Genomic DNA, 16,386 nt, shown 5'->3' with positions numbered 1-16,386 from the left:
ATATTGACCACAGCGTGGCGAAGCGAGGACGCGATGACGACAGCACAGGCGCAAGGAACGGCGCAAGACGATGGCGCAGGCGGCCTGGACGCGCCGCCACTGCTGTCGACGGGCATCCCCGGTCTCGACACCATACTGACGGGCGGCCTGCTGTCCGAGCGCCTGTACCTGCTCGAAGGCGTGCCAGGCACAGGCAAGACCACCCTGGCGCTGCAGTTTCTGGCCGAAGGGGCGCGCAAGGGCACGCCCGTGCTGTATATCGCCCTGGCCGAATCCGAAATCGAGCTGCGCGCCGCGGCCCTGTCGCACGGCTGGGACCTGGCCGGCATCGCCATCGAAGAAGTGGCGCCCAGCGACGATATACTCGACCCCGAGCGCCAGTACACGATCTTCCACCCGTCGGAAATCGAACTGGCCTCGACCAACCAGCGTATCCTGGCCGCCATCGAAAAGCACCGTCCGGCCCGCCTCGTGCTCGATTCGCTGTCCGAACTGCAGCTGCTGGCGGAAAACCCCTTGCGCTACCGGCGCCAGGTCGTAGCGTTGAAACAATACCTGGCCAGCCGGCACTGCACCACCGTGCTGATCGACGACCGCTCCGCGCTGGACGACGGCTTGCAAGTGCGTAGCGTGGCCCATTGCGTGATCTCGCTGGAGCTGCAAAACCAGGACTATGGCAATGACCGCCGCCGCGTGCGGGTGGTGAAATACCGGGGCGTGGCGTTTCGCAGCGGCACGCACGACTACAAGATCGCCCGTGACGGCCTGGTCGTCTATCCCCGTCTGGTGGCGGCCGACACACGCCGCGATGGCGGCCATCGGCGCCTGTCGAGCGGCGTGCCCGAACTCGACGCCATGATAGGCGGCGGCCTGGAAGAAGGCATGAGCACGCTCCTTTCCGGCCCCGCCGGCAGCGGCAAGTCCACCCTGGCGGCGCAATTCGTACACGCGGCAACAACGCGCGGCGAACCGTGCGCCATGTTCCTGTTCGAGGAAGCGCGCAGCAAGCTCGTGAACCGGGCCGACAGCGTGGGCATGCGCCTGCAGGAGGCGCTCGACACGGGTTTGCTGAGCGCACAGCAGATCGATCCGGCCGAGATGACACCGGGCGAATTCGCCCAGGCCGTGGTCGACGCGGCGCAGCGGGGCGCCAGGGTGATCGTCATCGATAGCCTGAATGGCTACATGCATGCCGTGCCCGATGAACGCTTCCAGAGCACCTACCTGCATGAACTGCTCAATTACCTGAGCCAGCACGGCGTGGCCACCCTGCTCGTCGGCGTGCAGCAAAACATGCTGGGCACCTCGATGACGACGGCGGCCGACGCCAGCTACCTGGCCGACAGCGTCATCATGCTGCGCTACTACGAAACGGAAGGCGAGGTGCGGCAAGCCATTTCCGTCTTCAAGAAACGCGACAGCGCGCACGAGCGCACCATCCGCCGTTTCGAGATCAGCCCGCAGGGCATCCGCATCGGCCCGGCCCTGGCCGGCTTTCATGGCATCCTGTCGGGCTTGCCCACCATCGGCGGCACGCCTTTCCCTTAGGACTACCATGGAGCTGCGCATCCTGATCTACGCGCCTGCCGGCCAGGATGCCGCCCTGGCCGGCACGGTATTGGCGGGCAGCGCCATCGCCAGCCACGCCTGCCGCTCGCCCGGCGAACTGGCCGAGCAGCTGGCGCTGGGCGCCGGCGGCGTGCTGACGGTGGAAGAGGCGCTGCATGCTGGCGTGTACACCGTGCTCGACGCCTATGCCCGGCAGCAGCCGGACTGGTCCGACTTGCCCATCATCCTGCTGACGCACGCGGGACTCGATTCCCTGCCAGTGCGGCAAGCTATTTCCACCTTGGGCAACCTGACCCTGCTGGAACGCCCCGTGCACATCCTGACCCTGATCACCTCGGCGCACGCCATGCTGCGCGCGCGCCAGCGCCAGTACCAGTTGCGCGAGACGCAGCGGCGCAAGGACGAATTCATTGCCAGCCTCGGCCATGAACTGCGCAATCCGCTGGCGCCCATCAAGTCGTCGGTAACCCTGCTCAAGCACCTGTTTCCGGCATCGGCGCAGGTCGGCAAGGTGAGCGACGTGATCGAACGCCAGGTGACGCACCTGACGCGGCTGGTGGACGACTTGCTCGACGTGGCGCGCATCAGCAGCGGCAAGGTCCTGCTGCAGCGCAAGGAATTTGAATTACAGCAAGTGCTCGAGCATGTCATCGAACTATGCCTGCCTGCGGCCACCAGCCGGCACATCCGCATCACCGTCGATCTACCGCCGCATGCCGTGACATTGCACGCCGACTATGCCCGGGTGGTGCAGGTCTTTGCCAATATCGTCTCGAATGCCGTGAAATTCACGCCGGACGGCGGGCTCATCCACATTACGGCGCGCCTGGCGCAGGGCCAGTTGCAGGTGATGATCGAAGACAATGGCATCGGCATCGACCCGGACGCCATCGCGCGCATCTTTTCCATGTTCGAACAGGGACGCACGGTGGCGGGCCAGATGACCAGCGGCCTGGGCATCGGCCTCAGCCTGGCGCGCCAATTTGCCGAAATGCATGGCGGCAGCATCGAGGCCTACAGCGACGGCCCCGGACGTGGCAGCCGCTTCATCGTCACCCTGCCGGCCAGCGCCGGCGGTCCCGCACCCGCCACGCCGTCCGCCGCCAGAAGCGGCACGCCCGCCGGCGCGGGCCAGCCCGTGCCAGTGCTGGTGGTGGACGACAACCGCGACGCGGCCGATTCCCTGCAAAGCCTGTTCCAGCTCGAGGGCTATGCGGCCCAGGTCGCGTATGGCGGCGCGCAGGCGCTGGCGGCCGTCGACAGGATATGGCCGCAACTGGTGGTGATGGATCTGGGCATGCCGGACATGGATGGCTACGAGGCGGCGCGCCAGATCCGCCAGCGCGCGCACGGGCGCGACGTGCTGATGATCGCCTTGACGGGCTGGGGCCAGGGCGAAGCGCGCGCACGCACGGAGCAAGCCGGTTTCGACCATCACCTGACGAAACCCGTGGATTTCGACGCCATCACCGCCCTGCTGCGCGCGCACCTGGCGCGGCAGGAAGGGACGGCTACGCAAACGCCATAGCGCTTACTTCCACTTGCCGCGCAATTCCTGCACCTTTTGCTGCAGCAGTTCCGGCGTGGCGGCCTCGGGCGCCACGGGCATGCCCACGGCCAGCGACAGACGCGAGCGCAAGCCCGCCTTGAAGGCGCGCTCGAACAAATGGCCGTTGCGATGGCTCAACAGATGGCCCCACAAGCCGCGCAGCGCCAGCGGAATCACGGGTACCTTGCTGCGCTCGACGATCTTGGCGATGCCGCCCTTGAATTCGCTGATCTGGCCCGTGCGGGTCAACTTGCCTTCGGGGAAGATGCAGACCAGTTCGCCTTGATGCAGCGCTTGCGCGATATCGATGAAGGCTTTTTCCATCAGGAAAGGATCTTCCTTGGCCGGCGCGATGGGAATCGCCTTGGCCGTGCGGAAAATCCAGCCCATCAGCGGCATCTTGAAGATACGGTGGTCCATGACGAAGCGGATGGGACGCGGGCTGGCCGCCATGATGACGATGGCATCCACATAGCTGACGTGGTTGCAAACCAGCACGGCCGCGCCTTCCGCGGGGATGCGCTCGCCATCGACGACTTTGACCCGGTGCACGGTCTGGATGAGTATCCACGCCAGGAAGCGCATGAGGAATTCCGGCACCAGCGAGAAGATGTAGGCAGCCACCAGCGCATTCAGAATCGCCGTGACGAGGAACAGCTGGGGTATGGTGAAGCCTCGTCCCAGCAGCACGATGGCCACGCCGGCGGCCGCCACCATGAACAGGGCGTTCAGGATATTCATGCCGGCGATCGTGCGCGAAATGTGTTTCGGGTCGCAGCGCGTCTGGATCAGGGCGAACAGGGGCACGATGAAGAAGCCGCCGAACACGCCGATCATGACGATGTCGATCAAAATGCGCGGCACGCCCGCCTGGCCCACAAACGCCAGCGCGTCGACGATGTGCGTATTCGCATACGCATTGCTGGCGAAATACAGGTCGATGCCGAACAGCGACAGGCCGATGGAGCCGAACGGCACCAGGCCGATCTCGATCTTGTGGCCCGACAGCCGCTCGCACAGCAGGGAGCCCGTGCCGATACCGACGGAAAACACGGTCAGCAGCAGCACGAACACGCTGTGGTCGCCATGCAGGAAATCCTTCGAATACACGGGGAACTGGGCCAGGATCAGGGCGCCGTAAAACCAGAACCAGGAGTTGCCCAGCATGGCCAGGAAGACGGGGCGGTTCTTGCGCGAAAAATTCAGGTTGCGCAACGATTCGGCGACGAAGTTCAAACTCACCTTCAGCTCCGGCTCGGGCGCGGGCGTGCGCGGCACGCGGTAGCTGGCGATCAGGCCGAAGACGGCCACGGCGATGGTCGCGCCGGCCACCAGTTCCACGCCCAGCGGCTTGTGCACGATCAGCACGGCGCCGAGGATTTCACCCAATAAGATGCCGACAAACGTCCCCATCTCGATCAGGCCATTGCCGCCGACCAATTCCTCGGGTTTGAGCTGCTGCGGCAAATACGCATACTTGACGGGGCCGAACAGGGTCGAATGCACGCCCATGCCCACGACGGCCGCCACCAGCAGCCACAGCGTGTGCGTCATCCAGCCGGCGGCGGCCACGGCCATGATGGCCAGCTCCATCCATTTCACGAAACGGGCCAGGCCCGCCTTTTCGAATTTATCTGCCAGCTGGCCCGCCGTGGCCGAAAACACGACGTAGGGCAGGATGAACAGGCCGGGAATCAGATTCGTGATGGTGGACGGGTCGAGCGTGGTCCAGCTCAGCGCATCGTAGGCGAGGATCACCATCAGGGCCGTCTTGAACAGATTGTCGTTGAAGGCGCCAAAGAACTGGGTCCAGAAGAAGGGCCCGAAACGGCGCTGCGACAATAAGGAAAACTGGCTGCTTTGACTCATGGCATGGGGAACCGGCAATTAAGGAATTGCTAAAATACAGCACTATCTTGCGCGCGACAATCTGAATGTCGTCATATTGCTCGGCGTCAATACGGGAAACAACCTGCCACGCCATGCTGGCCATGTCTTCCTGATGCCGCCCCTGGCACTTGCCATGACGCAACAGAAATCGCCAGTCTCTTAATAATAAGGTAATGTGCGCATACTTCGGGCGCCTTCGCCCTGCCCTTCCAGGAAAGCTACTCCATGTTTGGATTGATCACGCTGTTCATCCTAGGCTTGCTGATTACCGCCTTCGTGCTGGCATTGCAATACCGCAGAAAGGTGGCCGATCTGGAGCTGCTGACGGCGCGCCTGCGCAAGGAAGTCAGCGGCATCCAGCAGCGCCTGCAAGCGCTGGAAGGCCAGGCACAAGCACCACTTGCCCCGCCCGCCGTAGAGAGTGTTGTGCCGGCGCCTGTGCCTGTTTCCGTGCCGACGCCGGTGCCCCAAGCGGCCATGATCGAGCCGGTCGAGCTGGCAAAGGCCGCGCCGGCGCCAGCCGCCCCCGTGACGCCCAAGCCGGTGCCACCCGCCGCGCCGGCTCCCGCCAAACCCGTCCCCGCCGCCCCGAATACCCCGTCCTGGATCGCGCGCCCGGATGGCCTGTTTGCCAAGGCGAAGAACTGGCTGTTTACCGGCAACCTGGTCGCCAAGCTGGGCTTGCTGATCCTCTTCCTCGGCGTCAGCTTCCTGCTCAAATACGTGTCGGCGCAGGTCACGCTGCCCATCGAACTGCGCCTGGCCGGCATCGCGCTGGCCGACATCGCCCTGCTGGCCTGGGCCTGGCGCATCCGCCTAAAACGTCCCGGCATCAGCTTGCCGCTGCAAGGCACGGCGCTGGCGATATTGATGCTGGTGACGTTCGGCGCCTTCCGCCTGTATGAACTGCTCCCGGCCGGCCTGGCGTTTGCCGTGCTGTTCGTGCTGACGGCGTTCACGTGTTTGCTGGCCGTGCTGCAAAACGCCGTCTGGCTGGCCGTCTTCGGCATCGTCGGCGGCTTTGCCGTACCCTTGCTCGTGTCGACGGGCAGCGGCAACCATATCGGCCTGTTCAGCTATTACGCGCTGCTCAATGCGGGCGTCTTCGCCATCGCCCTGAAACGCGCCTGGCGCGTGCTGAATGTGCTGAGCTTTGGCTTTACCTTCGTCGTCGCCACCACCTGGGGCCTGCTGCGCTACACCCCGGACAACTACCTGTCGACGCAACTGTTTTTGATCCTGTTCGTGCTGTTCTATATCGGCATCGCGATCGCCTACTGCGCACGCCAGGCGCCGCGCCTCAAGCACTACGTGGATGGCACGCTCGTGTTCGGCACGCCGCTGGCCGCCATGGGCCTGCAATACAGCCTGGTCTGGAATTTTAAATTTGGCCTGGCGTTTTCCGCCCTGGCCGCCGGTTTGACCTACACGGGGCTGGCCGTGGCCCTGTGGCGCAGGAACGGCTTCAAACTGCTGGCCGAAGCCTTCCTCGCGCTGGGCATCGTCTTCGGCACGCTGGCCATCCCGTTCGCCCTCGATGGCCGCTGGACGTCGGCCGCCTGGGCGCTGGAAGGCGCGGGCATCGTCTGGGTCGGCTTGCGCCAGCGCCAGACCCTGGCCTGGGCCTTCGGCCTGCTGGTGCAGGCAGCCGCGTGGATTGCCTTCCTCATCGCCATGCAGCAACTCAATACGGCATTGGCCCTGCAGGCCAACATCTGGCTCGGCTGCGCGCTGCTGGCCGCCGCCGCGCTGGTGATGGCCTACAATTTCCGCCGCCATGGCAGCCCCTTGCATCCGGAGTTCATGAGCAGCATGTCCGTGCTGTTCCTGACGGCCGCCACGGTCTGGCTGCTGGGCGGTATCTGGAACGAGATCCTGCTGCGCACGGACGCCGCCACGCAACTGAACCTGCTGACGATCAGCGCGCTGGCAGTGGCGGCCCTGCTGGCGGCACTGGCACGGCGCGAGCAATGGCATGCGCCGCGCGCGCTGCTGCTGGCCGTGCAGGTACTGGCCGGCATGGTCATGCTCAGCCGCGCCAGCTGGGCCTGGGACCAGCATCCGGCCAGCCTGTTCGGCGGCTCCTTCCTCAGCGCCCTGCTGCTGGGCGCCGGCGCCTTTGCCAGCGCCCGTTTCCTTGCGCTGCGCGCGCGCGGCGGCGACGAACTGCTGGCGCTAGTGGCGCGCCCGCTGCTGGTCTGGAGCGGCTTGCTGTGGTTTGCCGCCATCCTCGTGCCGCTCGTCAGCTGGCTGCTGCGCCTGATCGACGGCGACCTGACCATGCAGCCGCACGCGGGCGAACACTGGCTGGCGCTGTACCTGATCGCCGTGTGCGTTACGACGCCCGTGTTCGCCATCCTGGCCCGGCGTCTCGATTGGCCGCAACTGCGCTGGTTGACCGTGGCCGCCTGGCTCGGCCTGGGCCTGTGGAGCGCCAAGCTGCTGCTGGCGCTGTACCTGCGCGACTATCTGCCGACGGGCTTGAGCTGGCTGGCGCTGGCCTGCGCACTGGCGGCCGGCGAATACCTGCTGCGGGCCTGGCCGCAAGCGGGCTGGCCACTCGATGTGCGGGCGCAGCGTCTGCTGCACACGCTGCGCACGGCCGCGCCATGGCTGATGCTGTGGCCCGTGGGCGCCATGCACGTCAGCACCTGGCTGGCCCAGCATGAAGACAGCGTCAGCCCTGCCTGGGCCCGCTACTTGCCGGCCTGGGCCATGATGCTGGTACTGGCCTGGCTGATCCGCCGCTGCCGAGCAAACGCCTGGCCGGTGGCGCCGATTGCCGCCTGGTACCAGCGCACCCTGATACCGCTGGGCGCGCTGTGGTCGCTGCTGCTGATCGCCGCATGGAACGTCTTTGACGACGGCGCCATGGCACCGCTGCCCTACTTGCCGCTGCTCAATCCACTGGACCTGAGCACGGGCTTTGCCGTGCTGCTGGCCATTGCCAGCTACCGTTTATTCCCGGCCGGCCAGATCCCGCTGCCATCCCTGTGGCAAGCGCGCTTGCCCGTCGTGGCCGCGTGCTTGCTGTATGGCTGGTTCAACCTGATGCTGCTGCGCACGGTCTCTCACTACCTCGGCGTGCCCTACACCTTTGACGCCATGCTGGCCTCGCAGTTCGTGCAAGCGATGCTGTCGCTCGTGTGGAGTGTCACGGCCCTGCTGCTGATGCGCCATGCGGCCCGCCAGCAGCGGCGCCAGCAATGGAGTATGGGCGCCGTGCTGCTGGGACTGGTTGTCTTGAAACTGTTCCTGATCGACCTGTCGAACGTGGGCGGCATCGAACGCATCATCTCTTTCGTGGGTGTCGGCTTGCTGATGGTCTTGATCGGCTACCTGGCACCTTTTCCCAAGGCTGCCGCGACAGCGCCGGCCGAACCGCATCCGGGAGCCGCATGAAACCCATATTGATCTGTTGCAGCCTGCTGGTGGCGGGCGCCGCGCTGGCCGCGCCCGGCCAGGACCGGCCGCAGGACTATCGCTGGAGCATGCCCATCCAGGTGCCGGCCGGCGCGGGCATCGTCCAGCTATCGTTGCCCAGGGAAGTCTACCTGCACGCCAGCTCGGCCAGTCTGGCCGACCTGCGCCTGTTCGACGCCGACGGCAAGCGCCTGGCCTATGCCATCGGCGCGCCGCCCGCGCAATCGGCCACGCAGCGCACGAACATTCCAGCCCGTATCTTCCCCGTGACGGGCGCGCCGGCAACTGGCGATGGCTTGCAAGGCATCGATATCCGCACGGCCGACGATGGCCGGCTGCTGTCAGTCAGCACGCGCGCCGGCACGGCAGCGGCGACGACGGCGCTGCAGGCGCTGATCCTCGACCTGGGCAAGCAAGGGCAAGACAAGCGCATCGCCGCCCTGCGCTTCACGCCGCCGGCCCGCACGGACAATTACAGTGCACAAGTGCTGCTGGAAGTAAGCGACGACCTGAAGCAATGGGACGCCATCGGTACCACCACCCTGAATTGGCTCAGCAACAGCGACACGCAAACCCTGGCCAACGACAGCATCGCCTTTGCGCCGCGCGCGTTTCGTTATGCGCGCCTGAGCTGGCAAGCGGGCGAACCGCTGGCCTTTGCCGCGATCACGGCGCAAGCCGTCAGCGAAACGGACATCGCCGCGCCGCGCGCCAGCGTCGTGCTGCAAGGTGCGCCCGGCAAGCAGGACAATGAATGGCGCTACGCCACGCCCCTCGCCATTCCCGCCGACAGCATCGCCCTGCAATTGACGCAGACCAATACGGTGCTGCCCGTGACCCTGGGCGTGTATCGCCAGAACAGCTATGTTCCCCGGCACCGGCTGCACCTGCGCCAGCAGGCGCGTCCCGCGCAAGGCGCATATTTCGATCCCCTGCTGAGCACGACGTTTTACCGCATCAGCCTCGATGGCAAGGAACGGATTTCGGGCGACTTGGCCATGCCCGTGACGCAGACCAGCGAATGGGTGCTGCAGACATCCACGGAACACCCGCTCGCCACCGGCAATGCGCCCGCCTTGCGCCTGGGCTGGACACCAGCCACTGTCGTCTTCCTGGCCAGCGGCAAGCCGCCCTACCAGCTGGCATTCGGCAACAGCAACGCCGCCGCCGTCGCGCAGCCGCTGTCGCAGGTGGCGCCCGGCTTCAAGGCAGACGAATTGCTGGCGCTCAAGACGGCCAGCGCCGGCCCGCTCCAGACCAACGCCGGCGCTGAAGCCCCCCCGCGCGTCAGCAAGGACGGGGCGCCGTGGCGCTTGGCCGCACTGTGGGCCGCGCTTCTGCTGGGCGTGGCCGTACTGGGCTTTTTTGCGTGGCGCCTGCTGACGCAAATGAAAGAGGAACAAGGCAGTACGGACAAGCAGGAACATTAGCCGCTGAGCGCGGTACTCGCCGGCTCACTGCCGCAGCAGCGCCTTGAACGTCTGCGGCATCCAGGGACGTGCCGCCAGCATGAAGCTGATGGCCAGGCGCTCGTCACCAGGCAGACGCGCGTCTTCCTGGTGCTGCTGCGAAAATTCCACCGCCACTTGCTTCAGGCGCTCCAGCAAGGCTGCCGTGGATTTCTTCGACAGCATCACGTTCACCAGGCGCAGCAATTCCGTTTCGCCATCGAATTGCGAATTCAGGTAGTCGCCATAGGCTTCCTTTTTGAAATACGTGTGGATGGGACCGTTCGGTATCCACGCAAACGTGCGCGCCACCAGCAATTTGACCCGGTTATTCGGCAGCAGTTCCAGAAAACCGATCTTGTCGAGACGCAGCAGGTATTTCACGGCTTGCGCTTCGCTGATGTCGTAGATGGCGACGATCTGTTCCAGCGGCAGCAGGTTCAGGGCGGAGACGGCCACCACGAACAGCCGGGTGTCTTCGATGATTTCCTTTTCCTGCGCATACGTCAGGCCCGTGATCAGGGTGGGCGCGGCCTGGGCTGACTGCACGGCCAGCGCCAGCTGCTGGAAATCGCTGCCGATGGCCACCAGGATCTGGTCCAGCCGCTGCAGGGTAAATTGCTTCTGCGAAAACATCCGCTTGACGCTGGCTTCGGACACGCCGATGCGCTGGGCCAGCTCGGCATACGTGACGGAACGCGCTTTCAACAAGCGTTTCAAGGCCTCGATCAGGGCGTGGGTTTGCGGCATGCACTTCCTTTATAAAAATAGCATCGGTTCCAGCAGCAAAAAAGTAGCGCAATACGCTACCTGCGGTATGCCTGCCCGCTACGAGTAGCGTTTTCATTGACCAATTGCCCACAGTCTACAATGATGGCGTTGCCACTTGGCACACTTGAAGGAGAAACACATGAAACGCCTGCTGCCCCTCTGCCTGTCCCTGTCGCTGTTGACGCTTTCCGTGGCCACCCCTGGCCTGGTCCACGCCGCCGCCTCGGAGAACCTGTCGAAAGGCTCGCAAAACCTCAGCGACGGTTCCGCCATCGTCGTCGCCGGGTCCATGTCGATGCTGGTCGCCTCCGGCCAGGTCGTCGTTGCCAGCGTGGAAACGGTGGGCGAAGGCATCGTCATCGTGCTGAAAGGCGCTTCCGAAGCGGGCGGCGCATCCATCCAGATGAGCACGCAAGCGGCCAAGGGCCTGTCGCTGGCGGCCGGCACCGTGGTCAATGTGGTGGCGCTGTCCACCGGCCACATGCTGGTTCTTTCCGGCAAGGCCATCGCCTTCATCCCGAACGAACTGGGCAAGGCGCTGCTGCACCATTCCAAAGTGTAACCACCATGAAGAACGGAAATTCCATGAAACAGTTGCTCGCCATGACCCTGCTGTGCGCCGCCACCATGGCGCCGCTGGCCCAGGCCAACTCCGATACCACCAACGCGTCCGACAACGCCAGCATGGCCTCGGCCATCGTGCTGGTCGGCTCCATGTCGGTGCTGGCCGCCGCCGGTGAAATCGTCATCGACAAGGTGGAAGACGTGGCCGACGGCAGCGTGCTCGTGCTCAAAAGCGCGGCCACGGGCGCATCGTCCGCCGCCACGGCTTCCGTCAAGCTGAGCCAGAAAGCCATGCAAGGCCTGTCGCTGGCGGCCGGCACGGCCGTCAAGGTAGTGGCCGTCTCGACGGGCCACATGCTGATGCTGTCGGGCAAGGCCATCGCCTATGTGCCGAACGCGGCCGGCAACGCCATCCTCCACCATTCGAAAGCGTGAACCCCATGAAACGCCTGACCGTCATTGTTCTCAGCCTGGCCCTGGCCGGCACCGCCCATGCGGGGCGCTCGTGCGAGGAAAAGCAAACGGATGCGACCACCCTCGTGAAATCGATGGACCTGGCGCAAAAGACCCTGCAGGCGCTCGACGCCTCGGGCGCGCAGGTGGCGCTGGTGGCGCGTGCCGGCCAGGACCTGTCGAAGTACCATTTGCGCTATTCGCACATGGCGCTGGCCTGGCGCGACCACCCGAAAGGCCGCTGGCTGGTGGTGCATGAACTCAATGAATGCGGCACGGCGCAATCGTCACTGTACAACGAGGGACTCGGCAATTTCTTCATGGATGACGTGTTCATGTATGAAACCCTGATCCTGGTCCCGGGCCAGGATACGCAGCAGCAACTGGCGCGTCTGCTGACCAGCAACACGCCCAAGCGCCTGCATGAGCCGCACTACAATATGCTGGCCTACCCGTTTTCCACCAAGTACCAGAACTCGAACCAGTGGGTGCTGGAAACCCTGGCCGCCGCCAGCAACGAGCCTGGCAAGATCGAAACGCGCGCCGAAGCGCAAGGCTGGCTGCGCAGCGCCAGCTACGCGCCGCAAACGCTGAGCATCCCCGCCGCCACGCGCCTGGGCGCGCGCATGTTCCGCGCCAATATCGCCTTCGACGATCACCCGTTCGAGCGCCGCATGACGCGCCAGATCGACGTCGTCACCGTCGACTCCATCGTGCGCTTCATGCGCCAGCGCGAACCGCAGGTGCAGGAAATCGTCGTGCGGAACTAAGGACGCTTCAGCAGGCGGAACAGCGGCCCCGTCAGCAATACCAGCACCACCATGCGCGCGACGTGGAACGCCGTGACGATGGGCACGCCCAACTGCAGGGTCTTGGCCGTCAGCGACATTTCCGCGATGCCGCCGGGCGAAGTGGCCAGGATGGCCGTGCCCGGGTGGATGCCCAGCCAGTGCGCCAAGCCCAGCCCGAAGGCGGCCGCCAGCAGCAGCATCAGGACACTGCACAGGGCAACGCCGGCCAGGTAGCGGGGAGCGGCATGCAGGAAGGCGGGACTCAAGCGCGTGCCCAGGGCGATGCCGATGAACAGCTGGCCCGAGCGTATCATCCATTCGGGCAGGCGCGTCAGATGGATGCCGCACGCCGTCAGCAGCAGCGCGGCCAGCAGCGGGCCGATGACCCAGGCATTGGGCAACTGGCCCCGCTTGAAGGCGAGGGCCGCCAGCACCGTGATGCCGACCAGCAGCGTCAGCCCGCCATAGTCGACCAGTGCGGCGCCGGGCACGAAGCTTTCATACCCCGCGGCCAGACCATGGCTGCCCCAGTAGCGCACGCCGAAGGGAATGGTCGCCACCACCAGCATCATGCGCAAGCTGTGCGCGGCGGCGACCTTGCCCACATCGGCGCCATGGCGCTCGCTCTGCACCGCCATTTCGGACGCACCGCCGACAGCCATGGCAAAGAAGGCGGTGGCCTGGTCGACGCCGGAAAGGCGCCGCAGCAGCATGGCGCCGGATACCCCCAGCGCCAGCGCGAACAGCACGGCGCCGGCGATCCACGGCATATAGAGAATGAGGACGGCCAGCACGGGCGCCGTGAAATACAGGCCCAGGGCCGTGCCGATGGCCCACTGGCCCGCCTCGCGCACGCGCACGGGGCAGACCAGTTCGCGCCCTGCCAGGCGCAAGGCGGCCGTGGCAAACAGGGGGCCGATCATCCACGGCAGCGGCGTGTGCAGCCACAGGCAGATGGCGGCGCCCGCCAGCCCGGCGGCCAGCGCGGCAGCAAAGGCGCGCCAGCGCGGCCACCACGGCACCGTTAAAACACCCAGAGCTTATCGGCCGGCATGTGCAGCCAGTACTTGCCCGCGTCGAGCTTGTGGCGCGAATACGCGCGCAGGCTGATGTTCTCGGCGCCGCCGCGCTCGAACAGGCATTCCCAGCGGTCGCCCAGGTACATGCAGGTCAGGAGCGGCAGCTCGATGGCGTTGTCCACCTGCGTGGCGCTGATCTTCACCTCTTCGACGCGTATCATCGTCGTCACTTCCGTGCCCACGTTGGCGCCGCGCGCCACGCCCTGCATGGAGGCGCCGTCGACCAGCAGGCGCACGGCGCTGCCCTCGCGCTGCACCACCTTGCCGGGCAGGCGGTTGTTGCTGCCCATGAACTCGGCCGTAAACAGGGTGTCGGGCGTTTCATACATGCTTTGCGGCGTGCCCTGCTGCTCGATCTTGCCGTTATTGAGCAGCAGGATGCGGTCGGAAATGGCCATCGCCTCGCCCTGGTCATGCGTCACCATCAGCGCGGACAGCCCCAGGCGCACGATCAGCTCGCGCAGAAAGGCGCGCGCTTCTTCGCGCAGCTTGGCGTCCAGGTTCGACAGCGGTTCGTCGAGCAGGATCACGGGCGGGTTGTACACCAGCGCACGGGCGATCGCCACGCGCTGCTGCTGGCCGCCGGACAGCTGATGCGGATAGCGTTCGCCCAGGTGCCCCAGGCCCAGCTGCGTCAGCACTTCCTTGATGCGCGCGGCGATCTCCGTGCTGCCCATCTTGCGCAATTTGAGGCCATAGGCGACGTTGTCGAACACGGTCTTGTGCGGCCACAGCGCGTACGACTGGAACACCAGGCCCAGGTTGCGGTGCTCGGCCGGCATCTCGAAATGCTGCGCGCCGTCGAAGACATTGCGCTCGCCGATCTGTATCGTGCCCGCCTTCGGGCTTTCCAGTCCCGCCACAGCGCGCAGCAAGGTGGTCTTGCCGCTGCCCGAAGGCCCCAGCAGGGCGACCACTTCGCCTTTTTGCAGGTGCATCGAGACACCCTTCAGTATCTGGTTGGCGGCAGCGCCCGTGCCATAGTCCAGGTGCAGTTCATTGACGGTCAATTCATTCATGATGTGGTCTCATTTTCTAATTAGTTATGCAACTTCACGCCGAAGCGCAGCGCGATGCCCAGGCCGATGGCCACCAGGGTGATATTGATGAAGGACAGCGCCGCCACCAGGTCGGTCGAGCCACCTGCCCACAGCGATACCAGCATGGCGCCGATCACTTCCGTGCCCGGCGAGAGCAGGTACACGCCCGTCGAATATTCGCGCTCGAAGATCAGGAACACCATCAGCCAGGCGCCCAGCAAGCCGTATTTGATCAGCGGCAGGGTCACGTCGCGCGTCACCTGGCCGCGGCTGGCGCCGACGGCGCGCGCCGCCTCTTCCAGTTCCGGCCCCACCTGCAGCAGCGCCGTGGAAATGAGGCGCATGCCGTAGGCCATCCACACCACCGAATACGCGAGCCACAGGGCGAAAATCGTCGAGCGCACTTCGCGCAGCACGGGAATCACATGGCCGCTCAGCCACAGGGCCACGCCGTTGTCCATGCCTTTCAAGATGCCGTCGAGCCAGGCCGGCACGAACAGGAACACCCACAGGAACGACAGGCCGGCCAAGAGGCCCGGCACGGCGCGCGGCACCAGCACGCTGTAGTCGAGCAGGCGCGTGATGCCGTCCTGCTTGCGGTGCATCGCCAGCGCGATGAAGCTGTAGCAGCCGACGGCCAGCGCGCCGCCGACGACGCCGATCAGTATGGTGTTGACGATGCCGCGCACCAGCGACGGCTGGTCGAAAATGTCGCGGAAATGCTGCAAGGTCAAGACGTCGGCCAGGTGCACGCCCTCGCCCCAATACTGCACGAAGGAGCGCAGCACGATACCCGTCAACGGCAGGATGATGGTGAAGATCAGCCAGCCCGCCAGCAAAGCGAACGCCAGCCACTTCCAGCGGCCCAGCGGCATGGCCTTGCTGCGCGCGCCCTTGCCCTTGATCGACACATATTTGTTGGCGGATTTGAGCAGCCAGCGCTGTATCATCACCAGCGGCATGGTCACCATCACCAGGCAGACGGCGACGGCGGCCATCAGGTGATACGACGGCGTACCGAGCTTGTTCGTCAGTTTGTACAGATAGGTCGGCAGCACCAGGTGGCCTTCCGGATCGCCGAGCACCAGCACCAGGCCGAACACCTCGAAGCCGAGGAAAAATACCAGCACGCCCGCATACGCCAGCGCCGGCATGATCATCGGCAGCGACACGTTGAGCATCACCTGGATCGGCGAGGCGCCGGCCACGCGGGCCGCTTCCTCGACGTCCGAACCCAGGCTTTTCAGGGCCGACGAAGCGTACAGGTAGACGTGCGGCACGTGCGTCAGGCCGGCGATGATGACGATGCTGGTGAAGGAATAAATATTCCACGGCACGAAGCCGAGCAGCTCCTTGGCCCAGATCGAATAGAAGCCCACGGGCCCCATCGAGACGACGTAGCCGAAGCCCATCACCATCGGCGACACAAAGATCGGCACCAGCAGCATCGGGGCCACCCAGCCGCGGCCAGGCAGGTCCGTGCGCACCATCAAAAAGGCCAGCATGCCGCCCAGCGGCACGGCGATCACGGTCAGACCGAAGGCCAGCATCAGGCCATTCTTGAAAGCCATGGCGAAATCGGGATCATCGAAGATGAAACGGTAGGAATCAAAGCCAAATTCGCGCACGGGCATGAAAAACGGCGCGTTCAAAAAGCTCTGGTAAAAAATCAGGAACAGCGGCAGGAAGATGGCGACCAGCGTGATCGCCACGACCACGCCGCGCGGCCAGTTCAGGCGCGACAAGGGAGAGCGCGACCGTGCAGGCAGCGGCAAGATAGCAGTTTGCATGATGAATCCAATGAATGAA

The 16,386-nt window shown here is 65.1% G+C and carries 12 protein-coding genes; 7 read left to right on the top strand and 5 right to left on the bottom strand.

Annotation, left to right across the window (positions count from 1 at the left end):
- Positions 1-33: 33 nt before the first annotated feature.
- Both OX462_RS07780 and OX462_RS07775 read left to right on the top strand, forming a co-directional pair.
- On the top strand, positions 34-1,548 hold the full coding sequence (locus OX462_RS07780; protein WP_409028130.1) for a DUF7125 family protein: 1,515 nt from the start codon (positions 34-36) through the stop codon (positions 1,546-1,548).
- Positions 1,549-1,555: 7 nt separating this feature from the next.
- Positions 1,556-3,097 carry a hybrid sensor histidine kinase/response regulator gene (locus OX462_RS07775; RefSeq protein WP_409028129.1) on the top strand — a complete coding sequence of 514 codons (1,542 nt, stop codon included), beginning with the start codon at positions 1,556-1,558 and terminating at the stop codon, positions 3,095-3,097.
- Between the two features lie 3 nt (positions 3,098-3,100).
- Here the strand turns inward: OX462_RS07775 and OX462_RS07770 are convergent, their stop codons facing one another.
- Complete coding sequence (locus OX462_RS07770; RefSeq protein ID WP_409028128.1) at positions 3,101-4,987, bottom strand: MFS transporter; 1,887 nt, start codon at positions 4,985-4,987, stop codon at positions 3,101-3,103.
- Positions 4,988-5,233: 246 nt separating this feature from the next.
- Between OX462_RS07770 and OX462_RS07765 the strand changes: the two genes are divergently transcribed.
- Together OX462_RS07765 and OX462_RS07760 are read left to right on the top strand one after the other, a co-directional pair.
- On the top strand, positions 5,234-8,410 hold the full coding sequence (locus OX462_RS07765; RefSeq protein ID WP_409028127.1) for a DUF2339 domain-containing protein: 3,177 nt from the start codon (positions 5,234-5,236) through the stop codon (positions 8,408-8,410).
- Complete coding sequence (locus OX462_RS07760) at positions 8,407-9,861, top strand: DUF3999 family protein (RefSeq protein ID WP_409028126.1); 1,455 nt, start codon at positions 8,407-8,409, stop codon at positions 9,859-9,861. The genes OX462_RS07765 and OX462_RS07760 overlap by 4 nt, the downstream gene beginning before the upstream one ends.
- A gap of 24 nt (positions 9,862-9,885) precedes the next feature.
- On the opposite strand, the gene OX462_RS07755 is transcribed toward OX462_RS07760, so the two are convergent.
- On the bottom strand, positions 9,886-10,629 hold the full coding sequence (locus OX462_RS07755; RefSeq protein WP_070219154.1) for a helix-turn-helix domain-containing protein: 744 nt from the start codon (positions 10,627-10,629) through the stop codon (positions 9,886-9,888).
- 160 nt (positions 10,630-10,789) lie between these two features.
- On the opposite strand from OX462_RS07755, the gene OX462_RS07750 reads away from it, so the two are divergent.
- The 3 genes from OX462_RS07750 to OX462_RS07740 are packed head-to-tail and all read left to right on the top strand — an operon-like array spanning position 10,790 to position 12,437.
- On the top strand, positions 10,790-11,212 hold the full coding sequence (locus OX462_RS07750) for a hypothetical protein (protein WP_070311103.1): 423 nt from the start codon (positions 10,790-10,792) through the stop codon (positions 11,210-11,212).
- Positions 11,213-11,235: 23 nt separating this feature from the next.
- Positions 11,236-11,649, top strand: coding sequence for a hypothetical protein (locus OX462_RS07745; RefSeq protein ID WP_070311105.1), 414 nt, complete (start codon positions 11,236-11,238; stop codon positions 11,647-11,649).
- A gap of 5 nt (positions 11,650-11,654) precedes the next feature.
- On the top strand, positions 11,655-12,437 hold the full coding sequence (locus OX462_RS07740) for a DUF2145 domain-containing protein (protein WP_409028125.1): 783 nt from the start codon (positions 11,655-11,657) through the stop codon (positions 12,435-12,437).
- On the opposite strand, the gene OX462_RS07735 is transcribed toward OX462_RS07740, so the two are convergent.
- Genes OX462_RS07735 through OX462_RS07725 form a run of 3 tightly spaced genes read right to left on the bottom strand, consistent with a single transcriptional unit; the run spans position 12,434 to position 16,367 of the window.
- On the bottom strand, positions 12,434-13,480 hold the full coding sequence (locus OX462_RS07735) for an AbrB family protein (RefSeq protein WP_409028124.1): 1,047 nt from the start codon (positions 13,478-13,480) through the stop codon (positions 12,434-12,436). The genes OX462_RS07740 and OX462_RS07735 overlap by 4 nt on opposite strands.
- Positions 13,481-13,482: 2 nt before the next feature.
- A complete protein-coding gene (locus OX462_RS07730; protein WP_070311109.1) occupies positions 13,483-14,556 on the bottom strand; it encodes an ABC transporter ATP-binding protein in 1,074 nt (357 codons plus the stop codon).
- A 20-nt stretch (positions 14,557-14,576) separates the two neighbouring features.
- A complete protein-coding gene (locus OX462_RS07725; protein WP_070219148.1) occupies positions 14,577-16,367 on the bottom strand; it encodes an ABC transporter permease in 1,791 nt (596 codons plus the stop codon).
- Positions 16,368-16,386 lie beyond the last annotated feature (19 nt).

It is taken from the genome of Janthinobacterium aestuarii (genome assembly GCF_046113285.1).
Classification (GTDB): domain Bacteria; phylum Pseudomonadota; class Gammaproteobacteria; order Burkholderiales; family Burkholderiaceae_D; genus Janthinobacterium.
Note: the sequence above shows the minus strand (reverse complement) of the source record. Positions and strands in the feature narration are given on the sequence as shown.

Excerpts from the sequence above, each read along its gene's own strand:
- OX462_RS07750 (WP_070311103.1), top strand. The coding sequence starts at position 10,790 with ATGAAACGCCTGCTGCCCCTCTGCCTGTCCCTGTCGCTGTTGACGCTT.
- OX462_RS07730 (WP_070311109.1), bottom strand. The coding sequence starts at position 14,556 with ATGAATGAATTGACCGTCAATGAACTGCACCTGGACTATGGCACGGGC.
- OX462_RS07755 (WP_070219154.1), bottom strand. The coding sequence starts at position 10,629 with ATGCCGCAAACCCACGCCCTGATCGAGGCCTTGAAACGCTTGTTGAAA.
- OX462_RS07770 (WP_409028128.1), bottom strand. The coding sequence starts at position 4,987 with ATGAGTCAAAGCAGCCAGTTTTCCTTATTGTCGCAGCGCCGTTTCGGG.
- OX462_RS07725 (WP_070219148.1), bottom strand. The coding sequence starts at position 16,367 with ATGCAAACTGCTATCTTGCCGCTGCCTGCACGGTCGCGCTCTCCCTTG.
- OX462_RS07765 (WP_409028127.1), top strand. The coding sequence starts at position 5,234 with ATGTTTGGATTGATCACGCTGTTCATCCTAGGCTTGCTGATTACCGCC.
- OX462_RS07780 (WP_409028130.1), top strand. The coding sequence starts at position 34 with ATGACGACAGCACAGGCGCAAGGAACGGCGCAAGACGATGGCGCAGGC.
- OX462_RS07775 (WP_409028129.1), top strand. The coding sequence starts at position 1,556 with ATGGAGCTGCGCATCCTGATCTACGCGCCTGCCGGCCAGGATGCCGCC.
- OX462_RS07760 (WP_409028126.1), top strand. The coding sequence starts at position 8,407 with ATGAAACCCATATTGATCTGTTGCAGCCTGCTGGTGGCGGGCGCCGCG.
- OX462_RS07740 (WP_409028125.1), top strand. The coding sequence starts at position 11,655 with ATGAAACGCCTGACCGTCATTGTTCTCAGCCTGGCCCTGGCCGGCACC.
- OX462_RS07745 (WP_070311105.1), top strand. The coding sequence starts at position 11,236 with ATGAAACAGTTGCTCGCCATGACCCTGCTGTGCGCCGCCACCATGGCG.